The 20,053-nt window shown below is 42.5% G+C and carries 17 protein-coding genes; 9 read left to right on the top strand and 8 right to left on the bottom strand.

All coding sequences use genetic code 11. The annotated features are described in order from the left end of the window. Positions 1–219: 219 nt before the first annotated feature. From FWJ32_RS02080 to FWJ32_RS02055, 5 genes are all read left to right on the top strand, one after another. On the top strand, positions 220–597 hold the full coding sequence (locus tag FWJ32_RS02080) for an SDH family Clp fold serine proteinase (protein ID WP_275266206.1): 378 nt from the start codon (positions 220–222) through the stop codon (positions 595–597). A 430-nt stretch (positions 598–1,027) separates the two neighbouring features. Continuing rightward, complete coding sequence (gene larAH6, locus FWJ32_RS02075) at positions 1,028–2,278, top strand: nickel-dependent malate racemase, LarAH6 family (protein WP_149544329.1); 1,251 nt, start codon at positions 1,028–1,030, stop codon at positions 2,276–2,278. A 230-nt stretch (positions 2,279–2,508) separates the two neighbouring features. Next, a complete protein-coding gene (locus FWJ32_RS02065; protein ID WP_149544327.1) occupies positions 2,509–4,179 on the top strand; it encodes a 2-oxoacid:acceptor oxidoreductase subunit alpha in 1,671 nt (556 codons plus the stop codon). Then, positions 4,176–5,030 carry a 2-oxoacid:ferredoxin oxidoreductase subunit beta gene (locus tag FWJ32_RS02060; RefSeq protein WP_149544326.1) on the top strand — a complete coding sequence of 285 codons (855 nt, stop codon included), beginning with the start codon at positions 4,176–4,178 and terminating at the stop codon, positions 5,028–5,030. The genes FWJ32_RS02065 and FWJ32_RS02060 overlap by 4 nt, the downstream gene beginning before the upstream one ends. Positions 5,031–5,162: 132 nt before the next feature. Next, on the top strand, positions 5,163–6,374 hold the full coding sequence (locus FWJ32_RS02055; RefSeq protein ID WP_149544325.1) for an NAD(P)-dependent malic enzyme: 1,212 nt from the start codon (positions 5,163–5,165) through the stop codon (positions 6,372–6,374). A 33-nt stretch (positions 6,375–6,407) separates the two neighbouring features. Here FWJ32_RS02055 and FWJ32_RS02050 read toward each other — a convergent pair whose 3' ends face one another. The 6 genes from FWJ32_RS02050 to FWJ32_RS02025 form a co-directional block, all read right to left on the bottom strand. Beyond that, positions 6,408–8,183: a cell division protein FtsA gene (locus FWJ32_RS02050; RefSeq protein WP_149544324.1), complete on the bottom strand. Its 1,776-nt coding sequence runs from the start codon at positions 8,181–8,183 to the stop codon at positions 6,408–6,410. After that, positions 8,180–8,668 (bottom strand): MogA/MoaB family molybdenum cofactor biosynthesis protein, encoded by a 489-nt coding sequence (locus FWJ32_RS02045; protein ID WP_149544323.1) that lies wholly within the window; start codon positions 8,666–8,668, stop codon positions 8,180–8,182. The genes FWJ32_RS02050 and FWJ32_RS02045 overlap by 4 nt, the downstream gene beginning before the upstream one ends. A gap of 251 nt (positions 8,669–8,919) precedes the next feature. Beyond that, entirely contained in the window at positions 8,920–9,672 is a 753-nt protein-coding gene (locus FWJ32_RS02040; protein ID WP_149544322.1) for an ABC transporter ATP-binding protein, read from the bottom strand. Further along, a complete protein-coding gene (locus FWJ32_RS02035; RefSeq protein WP_203227546.1) occupies positions 9,659–10,555 on the bottom strand; it encodes a branched-chain amino acid ABC transporter permease in 897 nt (298 codons plus the stop codon). The genes FWJ32_RS02040 and FWJ32_RS02035 overlap by 14 nt, the downstream gene beginning before the upstream one ends. Before the next feature lie 12 nt (positions 10,556–10,567). Further along, the gene (locus FWJ32_RS02030) at positions 10,568–11,437 is read right to left on the bottom strand and encodes a branched-chain amino acid ABC transporter permease (RefSeq protein WP_149544320.1); all 870 of its coding nucleotides are present in this window, start codon (positions 11,435–11,437) and stop codon (positions 10,568–10,570) included. A gap of 204 nt (positions 11,438–11,641) precedes the next feature. Then, a complete protein-coding gene (locus FWJ32_RS02025; RefSeq protein WP_203227545.1) occupies positions 11,642–12,811 on the bottom strand; it encodes an ABC transporter substrate-binding protein in 1,170 nt (389 codons plus the stop codon). Between the two features lie 408 nt (positions 12,812–13,219). Here FWJ32_RS02025 and FWJ32_RS02020 point away from each other — a divergent pair, with 408 nt between their 5' ends. Next, positions 13,220–13,804 carry a 50S ribosomal protein L25 gene (locus FWJ32_RS02020; RefSeq protein ID WP_149544319.1) on the top strand — a complete coding sequence of 195 codons (585 nt, stop codon included), beginning with the start codon at positions 13,220–13,222 and terminating at the stop codon, positions 13,802–13,804. 149 nt (positions 13,805–13,953) lie between these two features. After that, complete coding sequence (locus FWJ32_RS02015) at positions 13,954–15,603, top strand: Na+/H+ antiporter NhaC family protein (protein WP_149544318.1); 1,650 nt, start codon at positions 13,954–13,956, stop codon at positions 15,601–15,603. A gap of 26 nt (positions 15,604–15,629) precedes the next feature. Here the strand turns inward: FWJ32_RS02015 and lysA are convergent, their stop codons facing one another. Next, positions 15,630–16,910, bottom strand: coding sequence for a diaminopimelate decarboxylase (gene lysA / locus FWJ32_RS02010; RefSeq protein WP_149544317.1), 1,281 nt, complete (start codon positions 16,908–16,910; stop codon positions 15,630–15,632). Between the two features lie 277 nt (positions 16,911–17,187). Here lysA and FWJ32_RS02005 point away from each other — a divergent pair, with 277 nt between their 5' ends. Together FWJ32_RS02005 and FWJ32_RS02000 are read left to right on the top strand one after the other, a co-directional pair. Next, on the top strand, positions 17,188–18,147 hold the full coding sequence (locus FWJ32_RS02005; protein ID WP_149544316.1) for a P1 family peptidase: 960 nt from the start codon (positions 17,188–17,190) through the stop codon (positions 18,145–18,147). Positions 18,148–18,151: 4 nt separating this feature from the next. Next, positions 18,152–18,937 carry a type III pantothenate kinase gene (locus FWJ32_RS02000; RefSeq protein WP_149544418.1) on the top strand — a complete coding sequence of 262 codons (786 nt, stop codon included), beginning with the start codon at positions 18,152–18,154 and terminating at the stop codon, positions 18,935–18,937. A gap of 221 nt (positions 18,938–19,158) precedes the next feature. Here the strand turns inward: FWJ32_RS02000 and FWJ32_RS01995 are convergent, their stop codons facing one another. Further along, positions 19,159–20,028, bottom strand: a complete 870-nt coding sequence (locus FWJ32_RS01995) for a PucR family transcriptional regulator (protein WP_149544315.1) — start codon at positions 20,026–20,028, stop codon at positions 19,159–19,161. Positions 20,029–20,053: the final 25 nt, after the last annotated feature.

The raw sequence follows: 20,053 nt of genomic DNA, 5'->3' as shown, positions 1-20,053 counted from the left end.
AACATGAGACAGATAAAGTATGGAGTTGGTTACAAAATCAATAATATATGATAGAATATGGTATAATCTCATTAAGGTAACATAAAAGTCGATATTTTGAGAATGAATGGATATGAAAATGAAGGGAGTGTGTATCTTGTATTTCTGGGATTTGATATGGCTTCTAATTTTTATCTATACCCTTATCCCGGTCTTTAAGCAGAGTGATGAGGTACACTTATTGCCCCTGCAGCAGATGAGATAATTATGGACGAAAATGCAGTGCTGGGGCCTGTAGACCCGCAGATTGGCAATTATCCTGCGGCATCGATATTGAAGGTACTGGAGCTAAAAGATAAAAGGTATATTGACGATGAAACTCTCATATTGGCAGATATGGCCAACAAGGCGAAAGCACAGGTGATGGATTGTGTCTATGAGATACTCAGAGCTAACAATATGGAAGAAGATAGAGCATTGGAAATTGCAAAGATATTGACTGAGGGCAGATGGCCCCACGACTATCCGATAACCTGTAAAGATTTAAAGAACATGGGTTTAAACGTAAATCACAACATGCCTTTAGAGGTTTATCAACTTATGGAACTCTACCCATAGCCTCCCCAGAGGAGGCCCTCTGTAGAATATATGCCCATACCATATGACGGCAGGAATATTAAAAATGATAGAAGAAGATAAACTGCCCGAAAGGATACATGAGACTGTAGAAAATGGACTCATCAAGAGTGGCTGTATTTTAAAAGGCGAATTTGAAAATTAGCTATTAGCAGAGCAGCTTTGTGGAAAATACTAAAAGAAAACGATACTACAGATTGTTAAATAAACGTTCATTGGACGTTTATTTAACAATAAAGGGCATCCATGTATAATTTTATGGATGTCCTTTATACTAAGGGGAGATATGATTTTATTCGTGTGACATGGTTTTTGCTTACCGTTTATAGCAATCCATATTTTAGATTTTATAATAATGACGTATATGCCTGGTGTGATAATGGCAGTAACCAATATGGCGAGGTGATATGTTGTGACTGTCATAAACCTGAAATATAGTGATGGTCTCACTGAGTTAAACATACCGGATAAAAATCTGGTTGGCATTTTAAATCCTGAGGACATGGAAGGGGTTAGAGACCCACTGAGAGAGGTGAGAAATGCCCTTGATAATCCTATTGGCTCGGTGCCCTTAAAAGAACTTGCAAGAGGCACGAAGAATGTAGTAATACTTGCCAGTGACATCACAAGGCCGTCCCCATCCCATATACTGATACCACCTGTGCTGGATGAGCTGAATGAGGCAGGTGTGAGTGATGAGAAGATAACCATAGTATTTGGACTTGGATATCATAGGAAGCACACTGAGGATGAAAAGAAAAGGCTTGTTGGAGAAGAGGTACATAACCGGGTCAGATGCATAGACCATGATATAAATGACTGCGTTTATATGGGTACAACATCCAGGGGGACCCCCGTGGAGGTATTTAGACCCGTAGCTGAGGCTGACCTTATAATAGGTACAGCCAATCTGGAGTTTCACTATAAGGCAGGATACAGCGGAGGAAATAAATCACTACTCCCCGGTGTGTGCAGCAAGAAAACAATAGAGACCAACCATGTCATGATGATAAAGCCAGGTACAATGCCAGGTAGAGCAGATGGCAATCCCATGAGGGAGGATATAGAAGAGGCGGGTAAAATAGCAGGTGTATCTTTTATAGTAAATGCTGTTTTAAACAGTCATAAAGAGATTGTAAAGGTAGTAGCTGGTGATCCCGTAAAGGCCCATAGAGAAGGGACAAAATACATTGACAGGATGTACAAGAGAGAAATAGAAGAAAAAGTAGATATAATCATAGCATCCTGTGGTGGTTATCCCAAAGATATAAACCTCTATCAGGCGCAAAAGGGACTGGAGAATGCCAGCTATGCTGTAAAAGATGGTGGAAGTGTAATCCTGATTGCGGAGTGCAGAGAGGGTTTGGGAGAAAATACATTTGCTGAATGGATGTTAAAGGCTAAGACACCCCATGAACCTGTGGAATGGATACAGAAAGAATTTAGGCTTGGCGCGCACAAGGCCGCCGTGATATGTATGGTGCTGGAGAGGGTAAAGGTATACCTTATATCATCTATGGATGACAAACTGGTAAAAGACATATTCTTTATACCTGCCAGATCAGCACAGGAAGCATTGGACAGAGCACTGGCAGAGTATGGAGAAAATGCTAAGGTACTGGTTTTACCTTATGCTAATTCCACTCTACCGTATACTGAGTAGACAGAGAATAGACGGTGTGGTTGCGACCTGCAGCATTGACTTGGTTGAGGTTAACAACCTCTGTCTTCAGCTGATAGAATCCTTTGAAAAAATGGGTGGTAGGCAAGACCTTTATTTAAAGAGAGGTATGGATAGCTTTACCATGTGAATCTTTCATAAACTTTGCCTTATATGATATAATAAATGAAGAATTACTTTCAAAGGAAAATATTTTGCGAGGAGGCATGACAATGGAATACAATATCCTTATAGGTGGTGAAGCCGGCCAGGGCATGGATACCATAGGTAACCTCCTGGAGAAGACGTTAAAGCGGTGCGGCTTTTATGTATTTACATATAAGGACTATATGTCCAGGATAAGGGGTGGACACAACTTTAATCAAGTAAGATTTTCAGATAAGCCTTTATATACGCATAGTCCAGATCTGGATATCATATTTGCTTTAAATGAGGAGACTATCAACCTGCATAATTCGAGATTAAAGCAGGATGGTATCATAATATGCGACAACGACATAGCAAAGGTAAAAGAAGTTATGCATCTTCCTTTAGTAGAAACATCGAAGAAGGTTCAGGACATGCGCGTCTATACAACGGCTGGTCTGGGAGCTATTCTTAAGATATTTGGGTTGCCGCTTGATATTGCCGAAGGAGTAATTAGGGATGAGTTTTCAGGGAAGATTGCAGAAACCAACATTCAGGCAGTAAGAGCAGGATACGAAATGATAGGGGTAAGACATAAACTGGAAACAAGGGAGGATAAAAATATCATAATTAATGGAAACCAGGCAGTAGCCATGGGTGCAATTGCTGCGGGGTGCAAATTTTATTGCGGTTATCCTATGACCCCATCCTCAGGGGTGCTGACGTTTATGGCTTCAAAGTCAGATGAGATGGGCATAATGGTCCAGCAGGTGGAGGATGAGGTGGCTGCATTAAATATGGCACTTGGTGCCTCATATGCCGGTGTGAGGGCAATGACCGGGTCATCTGGCGGTGGGTTTGCTCTAATGGTTGAGGCACTCAGCTTGGCCGGGATGATAGAAACTCCGGTGGTGGTTATAGATGTTCAAAGGCCGGCTCCTGCTACAGGCTTTCCTACAAGGACAGAACAGGCTGACCTGAGATTTTTGATTCACGCAGGCCATGGTGAGTTTCCAAGGATGGTCATTGCATTAAGAGACCCTGAGGATGCATTTTATCAGACAGCGAGAGCCTTTAATATTGCCGAAAAGTATCAAATACCTGTTTTATTAATGAGTGATGAATATCTTTCTGATTATACGGTTACTATCAAGCCTTATGATTTTGGTAAGGTAAAGATTGAAAGATATATATCAGGTCCAGAAGCTGTGGAAGGAGAGGAGTATAAACGGTTTAAGATAACTGAGAGCGGTGTATCTCCAAGAATACTGCCTGGGAAGGTAGAGGGGCAGGTAGTCTTGGTAGACAGTGATGAGCATGACGAATGGGGGCATATAACAGAGAGCGCCGAGATGAGGGTGGCCATGGTAGATAAGAGGATGAGAAAACTGGAGGGATTAAGGCAGGAGATAGAAGAACCATGGTTTATAGGCAAGGAAAACCCAGAGAACCTTATTGTATGCTGGGGTTCAACCTATGGTGCGGTGAGAGAAGCTGTAGAGAGACTGAATGGTGAAGGTGTATCAATTGGGGCATTGGTTTATGGTGATATATGGCCTTTGCCTACAAAGAGACTGATGGAACTCTATCCAAAGGTGCAGAAGTTGATAGATATTGAACAGAATGCTACAGGTCAGCTGGACAGCCTTATAAAGGAGAAAGCCCTCATAAGGTGCAGCCACAAAATTTTGAAGTATGACGGCCGTGCCTTCAGTGGGGTCGAGATTTATAACAGGTTAAAGGAGGAAGTGCTATGACAAAGTATGAATATAAGCTGTATGATAAACCTGCATGGTGTCCGGGATGCGGTAACTATATGATAAGGACTGCTTTGAAGCAGGCTCTGGAAGAGCTTGGTTTGGAACCTCATCAGGTGGTGATCTCCTCCGGTATAGGCCAGGCCGCCAAAATGCCTCACTATATCAAGGTGAACGGTTTTAACGGCCTTCACGGAAGAGCTTTGCCTCCTGCGATTGGCATAAAGCTGGCCAATAAGGACCTCAAGGTTATAGTAGAGTCTGGTGATGGCGACTCATATGGAGAGGGTGGAAACCACTTCATCCATACCATAAGGTATAATATTGATATAGCCCATTTTGTTCATGACAACCAGATATACGGCCTTACAAAGGGCCAGGCCTCTCCGACTACTGCCATGGGTCAGCATACCACCCTGCAGTTTGACGGTGTCAAGGCAGAACCCTTAAATCCTGTAGCATTGGCTCTTACCATGGGTGCTGGATTTGTGGCAAGGGGATTTTCAGGCGACATACCCCATTTGGTAAACCTTATGAAAGAGGCCATCATGTATAAAGGCTATGCCCTGGTGGATATATTCCAGCCATGTGTTGTATGGAACAAGGTCAATACCTTTGCATGGTACAAACAGAGGGTTTATCACTTGCCTGACGACTATGACTATACCAATAGAAAGGAAGCCATGAAAAAGGCTATGGAGTTTGGAGATAAAATACCAATAGGAATCCTCTACAAGGTTGAGAAAGAACCCTATGAGGATAGGTTTGACTTTATAAAGAACGGGCCGCCGCTGGTGGACAGAGAACTGAATCCCAAGGATGCAGAAAAACTCTTGAGAGATTTTGTATAGATGGTGGGGCATGTGAATGTATGAAAAGACTCAGCCTGCAAAACAGAATAATGCTTCTCACCTTTCTCATTATTATTTTGTGCCTTTCTATATCTGTTGCGTTTGTTATTAAGAATAAAAGGGGGATTAAAAATGGATTTGAGAGAAGAGGCATTAAAACTACATAAAGAAAACAGGGGGAAAATTGAGGTTATCAGCAAGGTGCCGGTAGAGAACTCTAAGGATTTAAGCCTGACCTACACTCCCGGTGTAGCTGAACCATGCAAGGATATACATAAAGACCCCGATCTTGCATATGAATATACAGCAAAGGGGCATATGGTGGCTGTAGTAACAGATGGTTCTGCTGTCTTAGGGCTTGGAAATATTGGCGGCCTGGCCGGCATGCCTGTAATGGAGGGGAAATGCGTACTTTTTAAGACCTTCGGTGGGGTAGATGCATTTCCCATATGCTTAGCCACACAGGATGTAGATGAGATTGTGGCTACTGTAAAGAACATATCACCTACCTTTGGCGGCATAAACTTAGAGGATATATCTGCCCCCAGGTGTTTTGAGGTAGAAAGGAGATTAAAACAGGAGCTTAGTATACCTGTATTTCATGATGACCAGCATGGCACTGCTGTGGTAATCTTAGCTGCAATGATGAACGCACTAAAAGTGGTTGGCAAAGAGATGAAGGATGTCACTGTGGTCATAAGCGGTGCCGGAGCTGCTGGTGTTGCTACCGCCAGACTTCTTTTGAACTCTGGAGTAAGGGATGTAATAATATGTGATAGGAAAGGTACAATATACCAGGGCAGAGAAGGGAACGACTGGAGTAAGAAAGAGATAGCAGCTCTTACAAATAAGGCTGGAATAAAAGGAAGCTTAGCTGATGCTATGAAAGGCGCTGATGTGTTTATAGGTGTCTCAGGTCCTGAGATTGCTACGAGAGACATGGTAGCCACAATGAACAGGGATGCTATAGTACTTGCCATGGCAAATCCTGTACCGGAGATATGGCCTGATGAGGCAAAAGCAGGAGGTGCAAAAGTCGTCGGCACAGGAAGGTCTGACTTTCCAAATCAGGTGAATAATGTCCTGGCGTTTCCGGGCATATTCAGGGGTGCCCTTGAGGTGAAGGCAAGGGAGATAAATGAGGAGATGAAGATCGCAGCGGCCAATGCTATAGCAGAACTGGTAGGCGAAAATTTGAGCAGCGAAAATATCCTTCCAAAGGCTTTTGATAAGAGGGTAGGTGCCCATGTGGCAGCCAGCGTGGCTAAAGCTGCAATGGATTCTGGAGTGGCAGGGATGACAATAGATGCAGATGCTTTGGAGGAGAAAATGCTGAGTCTATGATGAATTCAAGCATGATAGATCGAAGGCATAAATTCATTCCCAGTATATTTCAATATTATCTCCATCCCTTATGGCGTCGGTGTAGCTTGCATCCATCCTGTTAAGCTTCAGTACAATTTTATTGCCCTTAGGGTTGTTCAGGTCAAAAGGATAGTACTTGAATATATCGACAAATATCAGTCCTTTATCTCCCGGGATCTTTACGGTTTGACCGTTTATGATTACTTTTATGCTATCTTCTTCTTTAGGTTTGTATATGATGCGGTCACCCTCCCGTATAATTCTATCAAGAGGGACTTCAGCACCGTTAATTAAAATCTTCCCATCTCTGGGGAGATTTTTCATGTTGGCAAATTCACCTACGGTAATCACAGGTTCTTTGCCTGGCCTGGCCGGTATTATATTTATTTCATCACCGTCGCCTATTACACTTTCCAGTGAGGCGGGATTTCCGTTAAGTATTATCTGGCCTGGCCTGGCCGGCTCACCACGCAAAATAATAAGCTCATCATTGAAATAAAATTGTAGTCCCTTAGGGCGTGCACCAAAGAGCTCTTCAGGCCCTATACCTGCCTCTATTACAGCATCCTTCACCTTAAAAATCTTTGTATTTAGCAATTTAATATCTCTGTCATTCACTGTAATCCTCAGGAAATTATGTCTTAGACCTGTTGCCGCTGTTATGGCTATACCAAGAGGAGTTATGGCATCAGGTCCGGACAGTATTTTTCCATCAAATATGACATTGGAAAGGTCAGTCCTCTTTTTGACGGTTATTCTCTGGGAAGGCATCTTGAGCTCATCTGCCAGCAGTTCTTTTATAAACGGCAGCTGGCTGCTTCCACCAACCAAGAACAGGGCAGAGGGTGCCTTCTTGTTGTACTCAATTATTACCTTGGCAATCTCGTGTGCAAGGTTACTGATTACAGGCTTTATTACCTCATATACTTCATCTCTGCTTACCTTTATTTTATTGCCAAGGATATCCTTAAAACTTACAGACTTCCTGCTGCCCAGGCTGAGTTTAATATTTTCAGCAGTATTAAAATCAATAAGATAGTGTTTTTCAATAGCCTCTGTGACCTCATCTCCTGCCATGGGGACCATTCCATATGCAAATACACTGCCATCCTTAGTTATCGCAATGTCCGATGTCCCTGCTCCAATGTCTACAAGGCCCAGGTTTAAAAGCCTGAGCTCAGATGGTATGGCCATATTAATGGCTGCTATTGGCTCTAAGGTGATAAAGCTTACTCCAAGGCCTGATTTTTCCACTACAGTAAATAGACTGTCCACCACCATCTTGGGTAAAAATGTGGCTATAACCTCTACACCTGCCTTTTTACCCCTGTGCCCTGCAAGATTGGTGATAAAGCTGTCATTCAGGTAGTAAGCAATTGTGCTGTAGCCAACACAGTACAAATCCTGATTTCCAGTGGCATGTTTAACCTCATTCTCTGCTTTTTTGATGCAGTTCAGTTCCAGAGTATTTACAAACTCCTTATCAATTTCCGTATCATCATCTATGTCCATGTCTATGCGTGTCTTGATGGTTATGAGGGAACGCCCGGCAGCAGCTATGGCTGCACTACTCAGCTCATAGCCGATGGACTTTTCAAGGTCATGTTTTACCTCTTTTACCACTTCAGATACCATTTCTATATCATGCACCTGGCCATCAAACATGCTTCTGCTCCTGTGTTCCCTTACTGCAGATGCCTTGACGCATAGTTTTTTATTATCTATTTCAGCAACAACAGCCTTGACGGTCCTGGTACCTATATCAAGAGAGAAGATCTCTGTACTCATTTCATATGATCCCCCATCCTGCCCTGCAGTATCTCTAAACCGTGAGGGAGCACAGGCAATATAATTTCAAGATTTTCTCTTACAGCCCTTACACTTCCAGGCAGGTTTACAATAATAGACCCTTTTCTTGTGCCAGCCACAGCCCTTGACAATATTGCAGCGGGTGTCTTCTCCATGGTCTTCATCCTCATAGCCTCGGTAAGGCCGGGTATCTCTTTTTCTATTACACCCCTTGTGGCCTCCGGTGTGACATCCCTTGGAGATAAACCAGTTCCTCCGGTTGTAAGTACCAGGTCCAGATGTTTCTCATCCACCATACGTATAATCTCAGCCTGTATCTTATCTACATCATCCGGTACTATTGTATAGTCTGAGACCTCACCGTTAATAGATGAAATCATTTCCATTATAGCAGGACCACTCTCATCAACCCTTTCTCCCTTTGACCCCTTGTCGCTTATGGTTATTATTCCAACCTTTATCATGAAATTCACCTCGTTATATATTTTGACAAAAAAAGATAAAACCCTTCTTAGAACAACTAAAATATATTACGAGATGAATATGTTTTTAACAAATTTAGACCTTAGAGTGCGACATGCAGCATCAAATATGGCCTTAGAAGGGTTCATGATACTATTGGATTTGCAACAAGTGGACCAGGGGCATTTGGCAAAACGCCAGGTGAGCCGACCTTAAGGCTTGTGACGCCGAATGGAGGCGTACCCTATTAATTTTAGCCCAGGTAAGCCTTTATGACATCAGGGTTTTGTTTTACCTCCTCAGGTTTACCGTCGGCTATTTTCTCACCATAATTTAATACCATTACCCTGTCAGATATGCCCATGACCAGCTTCATATCGTGTTCTATCAACAGGATTGTAATCCCTTTATCCCTGAGATCATAAATCAATCCCATAAGTTCGTTGGTTTCCTGAGGATTCATTCCTGCAGCAGGTTCGTCTAAAAGGAGTACCTCTGGTTCAGGGGCTATAGCACGGCCTATCTCCAGTTTCCTCTGAAGACCATAGGGAAGGTTTTTTGCCTTTTCCTTCCGCAGACTGTATAGTCCCAAATAGTTTAAAACCCAGTCCAGCCTCTCTTTTGCAAATTTGTTGGCCCTTATGGATGAGGGCGTTGGTATGATGCTTCCTATAAGTGGGGCACCAACTTTTGTATGAAGACCCATCATGATGTTGTCCTCCACGCTCATATCGGCGAATAGCCTGATGTTCTGAAATGTCCTGGTTATACCGATTGAGGCGATATCATAGGGTTTTAAACCGGTTATGTTTTTTTCATCCATGTATATGCTTCCCTCGGTTGGGGTATAGATGCCGGTCAAAAGATTAAAAAGTGTGGTCTTTCCAGCACCGTTGGGCCCTATAAGGCTTAAAATTTCACCATTAGTGAGGTTAAAGTCAACATTGTTTACAGCCTTGAGCCCTCCAAACCTCATGGTAAGTTTGCTGCCCTTAAGAATCCGCATTTCTTATAACCTCCTTGGCTAACCTGAAGAGTTTAAAGTGTCCCTCACGCCTTGGACTGCTAAACAATCCGCTTCCACCCAGTATGCCCTGCGGTCTTATTATCATCATCACAATCAGTGTCAACCCATAAAGCACCATCCTGTACTGAGAGACCACAGGAGAAATGTTTCTTAAGATCTCAGGTAAAGCGCTGATGATTACACCGCCCACAATGGGACCGAACGGGTTGCCAAGACCTCCCAGCACGACCATGCACAGTATCTCGATGGATTTATTGAATGTGAAGTTTGCCGGGTTTATATACCTGAAATAATTGGCATAAAGTCCGCCCGCCAGGCCTGCCAAGCCAGCCCCTATGACAAATGCCATGATTTTATAGTATGAGGAGTTTATACCTGTAGCCTCAGAGGCAATCTCATCCTGACCCACCGCTCTCATGACCTTCCCAAGCCTTGAGGACTGTAGCCTGTATAGCAGATAGAAACACAGAACTGTAAGGATGATGACCATTGTCAGGTTGGTTTTCAACGGTATTGCCCTTATGCCGTTAGGGCCACCCGTTATACTCAGGTTGTTTAAAAATGTCCTTACTATTTCTCCAAATCCAAGTGTTGCAATAGCAAGATAATCTCCGCGCAGTCTCAGGGTCGGTATGCCTATGGCCAGGCCAAAAAATGAAGCCATAAGGATTCCAGCCAGGAGAGAGGCATAAAATGGTGCACCAGCCTTTGTAAGCAGTGCAGAGGTATAGGCGCCTATCCCCATAAATGTAGCGTGACCAAGCGAGAGCTGGCCTGTATAACCTGTTATAAGGTTCAAACCCATGGCCAGGAGTATGTTTATGCCCATTATAATGAAAATCTGAGAATAATAACCGCTCATCATTAGCCTCCTTTATACCTTTTCTCTCAATGTACTGCCCATAAGGCCAGAAGGTTTCAAAAGAAGTATTGCAATTAGTAAAGTAAATGCAATGGCATCCTTGTATGATGATATATATATAGTGCCAAACACCTCTGCCGCACCAAGAAGCAACCCACCAAGCATTGCTCCGGGTATGTTGCCTATGCCACCGACAACAGCCGCAATAAACCCTTTGAGACCTGGCATTGCTCCCATCGTTGGGTCAACAGAATTAAAGTACAGTCCAATCAGTACACCAGCAGCTGCTCCAAGAGCAGACCCGAGTGCAAAGGTGGCTGAGATTACATTATCTATGTCTATTCCCATAAGCCTTGCTGCAGCCTGGTCATATGATGTTGCTCTCATGGCTTTTCCCATCTTGGTCTTCATTATGAAGAAATGAAGACCAATCATCATAATGACGGAAACAGCTATTATAGTGATTTGAAGTGTTGATATATGCATACCACCTATAGTAAAGCTGCCGTAGTTTATATTTTGAGAGAATGGCCTGGCCGCAGGCCCGGCTATAATAAGTGCCGAGTTTTGAAGAAATATGGACATTCCTATAGCACTTATCAGGAGTGCAAGCCTGGGAGACTCCCTGAGCGGTTTATAGGCTATCTTTTCTACACAGACACCCAGGATGGCAGAACCGGCCATGGCTATGATTAATGCCACATAAAATGGAAGGTGAAAATAACTAACCATAATTAGTCCAATAAATGCGCCTATCATGTAGATCTCGCCATGGGCAAAATTTATTAACTGGAGTATTCCATATACCATGGTATATCCAAGGGCTATTAATGCGTAAGTACTGCCCAATGTAAGGCTATTTATCAACTGGTCGAAAAACATTTAACCACCTCTTAAAAATAATTATAGTACAAAAACCAGTTTGAACATGATATGCAGCATCAAACGTGACCCTGGAGAGAGTATATGGTATTTTTTAGTCACATGGATGCCTCTATCATGTTCATACAGACTTTATATAGTAGAATAAAAAATGATTTTATGGACAGAGATAGATATCCCTGTCCATATAATATAATTACAAGTTTATCTTAACTTCGTAAATTTGCCATCCACGACCTTCAATATCAGGACCTGTTTTACGGCGTCGCCCTGTTCATCAAAGGATGTGACACCGGTAATGCCTGGGAAATCTTTTGTAGCAGCCATTTCTTCTCTAATAGCTTTTGAATCTGGGCCAGCCTTTTTCAAGGCATTTAACACAATATTAGCCGCATCATATGCTTGGGCAGCAAACATATCAGGTTCGGCGTTAAACTTGGCCTTATATGCTGATACAAATTTCTGCACAGGCTCTGCAGGGTCTCCAGAGAAGAAACCAGCGGTAAACACTGCACCCTCTACTGCATCTCCACCCAGTTCAACAAGCTGTGGTGAATAAAAACCGTCACCGCCAAGTAACACAACATTGTCTAGTCCCTGCTGTTTGGCCTGCTGGGCTATCTTGGCAGCTTCTGTATAATAACCGCCTATATAGAGGGCATCCGGGTTTTGTTGTTTTAGTTTGGAGAGCTGTGCTCTAAAATCATTGTCTCCATCCATATAGGCCTCTACTCCAACCACCTCGCCCAGGGTTTTGGCTGTATCTGTGAAGGCATTCTTGAGGGCCAGGCCGTAATCATTGTTTGTATACATTACCGCAAACCTCTTCAATCCGAGCTCTTTTGCCGCATATTCAGCCATCTGTACTGCCTGCACGTTGTCAGCTATACAGTTTCTAAAAATATATGGTCCCACCTCAGGTACACCGGGTGCTGTGGCTGATGGACTTATCATTGGTATGCCGGCATCATTGGCTATCGGTGCGGCTGTCAATGTCTCGCTGCTTAAGACTGCACCCACTATGGCAAATACCTTATCCTGCTCTATGAGTTTCCTGGTAGCATTGCTGGCTTCCGTCTGGTCTCCACGGCTGTCTTCTGCAACCAGCTCTACATTCTGTCCGTTATATCCGCCATTGTTATTAAACTCATCCACTGCTATCTCTACGCCATTTTTTACACTGGTGCCATAAGTTGCTGTATTCCCTGTTAATGGACCAACCATACCAAGCTTTAAAGATTCTTTGCTTCCAGTTCCTTGACTGCTGCTCTGCTGTGCCGGCTGTGAGTTTTGCGTCTGACTGTTTCCGCAGGCACTAACGAAAAGGGTGACAACCAAAACCATTGTAAGCATCAAATAAAACCTTTTACTCATACACATACCTCCATTTTGTTTTGTAATATTCATAAATAAACTCCTTTTGATAATGTTAATGTCGATTTTGGCAATCACCCCCTTTAAGTATAAAAAAACAAGCCCCACTTAGGGCGGAACCTTCCGATGGTCTTTTATACCTTCGGTGTATTATGATATCGCTTGGTCACAGTCGCATTTTATGCCGGAACCCTAGATATCCTTCCACGTAAACATATAAACGATATTTTTATTTTGTTCTATACTTATTCGATAAAGTCTATAAAAATCCTTCTTAAGAAATTAGAAATTTTTTATTAAAAAATTTTAATTTGCGTATGACACCCAGCAGATTATTCAACACTAAATTTGTAGAAATCCTGCATAAAGTGTTATAATTATATAAAAAACACAGGGAGGAGGATGTATATGGCGGTTGATATCAACGTATATGTAAGAAAACCCGGGAAAAATCAAAATCAAAAACTCAAAAAAGAAGGTAAAATACCAGCGGTACTCTATGGCAAGAATGTGAGCAATACACCCATAAGTGTGAATGAAAAGGATATAACAAACCTTCTAAAGCGTCACGGTAAGGGGGCAATATATAATGTAACAGTTGACGGTTCAACATTTTCTACTATAATCAAAGAGATACAGGAAGACCCGGTAACTGGAAAGGTGTTGCATATTGACTTTCAACAGGTATCTTTGAATGAAGAAATAGAAAAGAAGGTGCCAATAGTAGTTACAGGAGAGGGTTTAGTAGAAAGCAAGGGAGGCATTATACAACATCAGTTAAGGGAGCTTGAATTGGTTGGCCTTCCTCAGGATCTTCCATCTGAAATCAATATAGACGTATCGAATATGAATATAGGAGATACAGTGTTTGTTAAGGACATAAAGCTGCCGGATGGTATAGAGGTAAAAGACGACCCTGACGGTGTTGTATTAAGTGTAATTTATACCAAGGCTTCAGAAGTACCGGTAGAGAATGAAGCTACAGAAGAATAAAGCATGGTAGGATAAGTCAAACCCTCCATCAGATGGTGGAGGGTTTTTAAAAATATTAAAATTTACTTCAACAGGCAGGGATTTTGTATTTCTTGTAGAATTTATTTTAATGTATATTTTTTATTTAGATAATTAAGGAGGGAAAGTTTTTGGAGAAAAAAATATTCTTGTTGCCTACAATTCTGATTTTTGTTACGGTTGCTACACCAGTTTTTGCTCAAGGAGAAGAAGCAGCAGAGGTTAATTTTGGCATACTATCTCTTTTGCCACCACTGCTTGCCATCATACTTGCATTTATCACAAGGCAGGTAATAGTATCCCTGTTCCTCGGCCTGTTTGTAGGGGTTACTATGTTAAATGGCTGGAACCCGTTTCAAGGTTTCCTTCACTCGCTGGATACATATATAATAAAGGCGGTGGCAGACCCGTGGCATGCGGGGATACTTGTATTCACATTAACCATAGGTGGTATGGTGGCCATCATAGAAAAAATGGGAGGAATGAAGGCGGTAGCTGATGCCCTGAGCAAACTGGCTGGAAATGCAAGAGGTTCTCAAATAGTAACAGAATTGGTGGGTATCCTGGTCTTCTTTGATGATTATGCCAATTCTCTTGTTGTTGGGCCAACGATGAGGCCGTTAAATGATAAGATGCGGGTTTCAAGGGAAAAACTTGCTTTTTTGGTAGATGCTACAGCAGCTCCGGTTTCAGATGTTGCCTTTATTTCCACATGGATAGGTTATGAGGTGGGCCTCATTAATGATAGCTTCAATTCTTTAGGAATTAAAGCTAATGCCTATCTCACATTTTTGTCCAGCATCCCGTATAGATTTTATGGACTTTTCATGCTCTTATTTGTATTTTTAGTAGCATATCTAATGAGGGATTTTGGGCCTATGTATAGAGCAGAAGTCAGGGCAAGGACCACCGGCAGGGTTATTTCTGAAAATGCCAAACCGATGATGAATGTGGAAGAGACCGGTGACTTTAAGGTGAAGCCACGTATATATAATGCGGTTATTCCTATTCTGACATTGGTTGTTGTTGGGTTTTGGGGTCTTTGGTACAGCGGTGGTGGTGCAGGATTACCGTTGACAGCCGAGGGAATAAGAGAGGCATTGGGAAATGCTGATGCCAGCATTGCTCTTCTATGGGCAGCTGTGTCGGCTACGGGTATAGCTATAATTATGGGCTTATTTCAAGGGATATTTACAATTGGAGAAGCCTTTGATACCTTCGTTGAAGGTGCAAAGTCCCTCTTGATTACAGCAATTATTTTGACTCTGGCATGGTCTTTAGGTGCTGTTACCAAGGATATTAAGACGGCTGATTATCTTATCAGTGCGCTATCAGGGAACCTGTCGCCTGGGCTTGTTCCATTCCTGGTCTTTCTTATCTCATGCCTGATATCATTTTCAACCGGTACCTCGTGGGGCACAATGGCTATATCCATGCCTCTTGCTCTACCTTTGGCTCATGGCCTTGGGGCACCACTTCTCCCAACTCTAGGATCGGTTATGGCAGGTGCGGTATTTGGTGATCATTGCTCGCCAATATCTGACACCACCATACTCTCTTCCATGGCTTCTGCCTGTGACCATATGGACCATGTGACTACGCAAATGCCATATGCTGTTTCGGTAGCTCTTATATCGGCCGTGTTTGGCTATATACCAGTCGGACTTGGGTTAAATGTCTGGATTGCATTGCTATTGGGCGCAGTTGTAACATATCTCGTTGTGCGGTTTGTAGGCAAGAGCACAAACCCTGAGGACCTTAAGCTTGATATAAAGGAATGATATAGAAGGAGGCGCAATGCCTCCTTCTATATCATTATGTCATTCCTTATTATGTCCTCATATGTCTCCCGCTTCACAATTATCTTGGCATTACCATCCCTCACCAGAACTACAGCAGGCCTGGGCAGCCTGTTATAGTTACTGGACATGGAATAGTTGTATGCACCTGTAGAAAACACAGCCAGTATATCTCCAGGTTCTATCTCAGGCAGGTTGATATCCCAGATAAGCATATCACCTGATTCGCAACACTTACCAGCTATAGATACCATTTCAACAGCTTCTCTATCAGCCTTGTTTGCCAGCACTGCGTGGTATTTAGCGCCATACAGAGCGGTCCTGGGATTGTCTGCCATCCCGCCATCCACAGATACATATTTTCTTATTCCAGGGATATCCTTTATGGAACCGACCGTATAAAGTGTATATCCTGCGTTTCCTATTATTGAACGTCCCGGTTCAATGATAAGCCTTGGTATTTTTATCTGGAATTCATCCACTGATCTTTTAAAGCTGTCAATAATGACCTGGGCATATTCACTGATGGCAGGCGGCTCATCCTGACCGTTGTATTTAATGCCAAGTCCTCCGCCTATGTCCAATTCCTTGGCACTCCAACCGGTTTCAGCTTTTACCATCCTAAGAAAACTACATAACACATTGACCTCTTCACTGTATGACTCCAATGCAAATATCTGTGAGCCTATATGGGCGTGTATGCCGGTCAAATTCAGTCTTTTAGACATCAGCGCAGTTTTAATGGCCTTTATAGCACTTCCGTCATTGATGCCAAATCCGAATTTTGAGTCAAGCTGGCCAGTACTTATGTATGAATGGGTATGAGCCTCTATTCCTGGTGAGAGCCTTAATAATATGTCCTGTTTTGTGTTGTGTTTTTCAAGTATATCTTCGAGCAGACCAAGCTCATGGAAGTTATCAACTACTATTCTTCCAACACCATTTTCCACGGCCATCGTGAGCTCGGATACGCTCTTATTATTTCCGTGGAAATATACCTTTTTAAGGTTGAACCCGGCTTTGATGGCTGTATAAAGTTCTCCACCGGACACCACGTCCAGACTGAGTCCTTCTTCCATTATGATCTGACACATAGCCAGTGTAAGGAATGCCTTGCCGGCATAGGCTATGTCAATATCAATCTGTTTAAATCCATCCTTATATTCCTCTATGTTTTTTCTCAATATATCCTCATCTATGCAGTAAAGAGGGGTACCAAATTCCTCTGCAAGGTCCACAGCGTCAATGCCGCCTATTTCAAGGTGCCCCTTTGCATTTACCTTTATCATCAGATCTCCCCCATATAGTTTTATATCTTAAATATTACTATTTAAGAGGGATTTTGTGAAGTAGATATTTATAGTTTTTTCCTACCTGAATGTGGAGGTTTTCACTGTGCAAGCATATTAATTATTAATTAAACGTATCGTATAAACAGTTTTGATATCATTTTGACATTCAGTATAATCTAAATAGGCCTTGCAGAAGCACTGAATTATAAAAAAGATACCCTGAATGTTAATATGTGGTATAATATTATTAGTTTTTTGGGGAGGGGATAAGATAATGAATGGTACAATAACAGATGTTCCGGGGATTAAAGTAGGGCATTACAGTGATTATAAAGCGTTTACAGGATGTACGGTAGTTATAGCAGAAAACGGCGCAATAGGTGGGGTAGATGTAAGGGGTTCATCACCAGGTACCCGTGAGACAGACCTCCTTCATCCAACCAACCTGGTGGACAGGATACATGCTGTACTTCTTACAGGAGGTAGTGCGTTTGGGCTTGATGCGGCGGGTGGCGTTATGCAGTATCTTGAGGAAAAGGGCATTGGTTTTAATACAGGTACTGCTAAGGTACCCATTGTACCGGCAGCTGTGATATATGACCTTGATGTCGGTGATCCTGGAGTAAGGCCAGATAAAAAGATGGGGTATATGGCTGCCAGAAATTCGGCGGACTGCAAGGTTGAACAGGGTTCTGTGGGTGCCGGGACAGGTGCCAGTGTTGGTAAGATCCGTGGAATAAATTGGGCCACGAAGAGCGGCATTGGAAGTTACTCCATAGAACTTGCTAATGGGGTTATTATAGGCGCAATAAGCGTTGTAAATGCTTTGGGAGATATATATGAGAACGGCAGTATTATTGCAGGGTGCAGAGATGAAAATGGAGGTTTTTTGAATACTTACGAGTATCTCAAGAAAAATGTGCCTGAGGAAAAGCCATGGGGCAAAAATACTACCTTATCAGTAGTAGCTACCAATGCAAGACTTACCAAGGAGCAGGCAAACAAAATGGCTCAGGTAGCCCATGATGGTTATTCAAGGGTTATAAAACCAGTACATACAATTTATGATGGGGATTGCATTTTTGCCATGTCTACTGGTAATATAGAGTATGACATTATGACCCTTTGTGAAGCTGCAGCAGAGGTTGTAGAAAAGGCCATTATCAATGCAGTCAAATCTGCTGATAGCATAGTAGGGCTACCATCATACAATGAGCTCACTAAGAAAGGATGATTTTATGCTTCTGGCCTTTGACGTAGGCAATACGAACATTGTAATGGGTGTCTTTGACAAAGATAAATTGCTTCATTCCTGGAGGTTTTCAACCGATAGGGATAAGTCTTCTGATGAATATGGTCTTTTGGCAAGGGAGATGCTGGGCTGGTCTAATATAGCCATTAATCAAATAGATTCTGTAATTATATCTTCTGTGGTGCCACCGGTTAATCATGCCCTGTTCAGTATGTGCATAAAATATATCAGGGTTCAGCCCATATTTATAGGTCCTGGCATAAAGACAGGACTTAATATTAAATATGATAACCCTAAGGAGGTTGGCGCAGACAGGATAGTAAATGCTGTTGCTGCATATGAAATTTATGGTGGCCCTGTAATAATCATTGATTTCGGGACAGCAACCACGTTCTGTGCTGTATCGGAGAGTGCCGAATACCTGGGTGGTGCTATAGCACCAGGTGTTGTTATATCTGCCGATGCCCTCTTCCAGAGGACTGCCAAACTGCCAAAGATAGAGCTTGAGAAGCCGGACCGTGTTATTGCAAGAAATACAGTAGCAGGTATGCAGGCTGGTATCATTTATGGGTACGTGGGCCTCGTGGACTATATGGTAAAAAGGATGAAGAAGGAGTTGGGTAAGGATGCCTTTGTGGTAGCCACGGGCGGCCTGGCCAGGCTGATATCTGATGAATCTGAGGAAATAGATGAGGTAAACAGTCTCCTTACCATGGAGGGGTTAAGGCTTATTTTTGAAAAGAATAAGGATATGGTAGTAAATGTAAAATAATATAATGGCACATTATAACGGGTAGACCGATTTGGCCCTTGGTATTATCGTTAACCGGTATACCATATAACATCAAGGGATACGCCTCTTTCTCAGTGCATCACTCTGTCCAGGAGGATATCCCTATTTAATTTTGTAAATATAATGGCATCTCAGACAGGTATAGGGTGCAGGATGTTGTTGACATGCCAATAAGTGCGCCTATTGTATAAAAGCTACTTTTATAACATGCTTCTTAGCATAGTCAGGCACAGTTTCATTTTTATAGCGTCCTCAAAGTTTCTTATGTCCAGCCCAGTCTCATACTGTATTTTATCCAGACGATATGAAAGGGTGTTTCTGTGTATATAAAGCAACCTTGAAGCTTCTGACAGGCTGAGGTTGCAGCTTAAAAAAGCATTTATCGTCTTTAGTGTCTCTTCGTCTTTTAATATATCTATACCTTTAATGTTTTCCCTAATGAACTCTTTTTTATCATCAACAGGCATGTATAAAACAAGTCTATCAAGCCATTGCCTGTGGTAAAATATCACATCCTTTTTTAACACATCGCATAACTTCATTGCAATGCGTGATGTTTGATAACTGCGCCTTAGTTCCTCACGAGATGTACAAAGTATACCTGTACCCATGCTTGCCTTAAGATACAGTTCTTCTGCTATACTGTCATGGAGGGCGAGGACAGACTCCTCAAGGCTCTCCATGTCATTTATGGGAAGGAATACATTCAGTATGCCGTTCATGGGATAGCTAAAAACAGATTCAAAGAGGGTATACAGCAGGTCCTGTATATCTTTATAATTACTGCTCTGTATTGAAATAACTGACAGGGGAAGTGGGAATTCTATGTCGCTTTCCAGTCCAGCGATGAACCTCTCGATTCCTTCCTTTAACCTTTCTTCATACAGTCCCTTTAACAGGGCTAAAGCCTCTATACCAGAAGGAGAATCGGTACCAGAATCCACAAAACATCTGTCAAATCCCAAGCGGATCTCGGTGGAACCCTCAAATGGACGGTCATCATATCTTATTTTACGGTCTAACAGGTTTAGGGAAACCTCCTGGAAAAAGTTGCTTAACTGGCTGTTCATTACTCATCACCATATATAGTATACC

This window comes from Calorimonas adulescens, from assembly GCF_008274215.1.
GTDB classification, from domain to species: domain Bacteria; phylum Bacillota; class Thermoanaerobacteria; order Thermoanaerobacterales; family UBA4877; genus Calorimonas; species Calorimonas adulescens.
The sequence above is the reverse complement of the archived record's forward strand: the minus strand, read 5'-3'. Positions and strand labels throughout refer to the sequence as shown.

Excerpts from the sequence above, each read along its gene's own strand:
- FWJ32_RS02020 (WP_149544319.1), top strand. The coding sequence starts at position 13,220 with ATGGCGGTTGATATCAACGTATATGTAAGAAAACCCGGGAAAAATCAA.
- FWJ32_RS02060 (WP_149544326.1), top strand. The coding sequence starts at position 4,176 with ATGACAAAGTATGAATATAAGCTGTATGATAAACCTGCATGGTGTCCG.
- FWJ32_RS02000 (WP_149544418.1), top strand. The coding sequence starts at position 18,152 with ATGCTTCTGGCCTTTGACGTAGGCAATACGAACATTGTAATGGGTGTC.
- FWJ32_RS02035 (WP_203227546.1), bottom strand. The coding sequence starts at position 10,555 with ATGAGCGGTTATTATTCTCAGATTTTCATTATAATGGGCATAAACATA.
- FWJ32_RS02025 (WP_203227545.1), bottom strand. The coding sequence starts at position 12,811 with ATGAGTAAAAGGTTTTATTTGATGCTTACAATGGTTTTGGTTGTCACC.
- FWJ32_RS02030 (WP_149544320.1), bottom strand. The coding sequence starts at position 11,437 with ATGTTTTTCGACCAGTTGATAAATAGCCTTACATTGGGCAGTACTTAC.
- FWJ32_RS02055 (WP_149544325.1), top strand. The coding sequence starts at position 5,163 with ATGGATTTGAGAGAAGAGGCATTAAAACTACATAAAGAAAACAGGGGG.
- FWJ32_RS02040 (WP_149544322.1), bottom strand. The coding sequence starts at position 9,672 with ATGCGGATTCTTAAGGGCAGCAAACTTACCATGAGGTTTGGAGGGCTC.
- FWJ32_RS02050 (WP_149544324.1), bottom strand. The coding sequence starts at position 8,183 with ATGAGTACAGAGATCTTCTCTCTTGATATAGGTACCAGGACCGTCAAG.
- FWJ32_RS01995 (WP_149544315.1), bottom strand. The coding sequence starts at position 20,028 with ATGAACAGCCAGTTAAGCAACTTTTTCCAGGAGGTTTCCCTAAACCTG.
- FWJ32_RS02065 (WP_149544327.1), top strand. The coding sequence starts at position 2,509 with ATGGAATACAATATCCTTATAGGTGGTGAAGCCGGCCAGGGCATGGAT.
- lysA (WP_149544317.1), bottom strand. The coding sequence starts at position 16,910 with ATGATAAAGGTAAATGCAAAGGGGCACCTTGAAATAGGCGGCATTGAC.
- FWJ32_RS02045 (WP_149544323.1), bottom strand. The coding sequence starts at position 8,668 with ATGATAAAGGTTGGAATAATAACCATAAGCGACAAGGGGTCAAAGGGA.
- FWJ32_RS02005 (WP_149544316.1), top strand. The coding sequence starts at position 17,188 with ATGAATGGTACAATAACAGATGTTCCGGGGATTAAAGTAGGGCATTAC.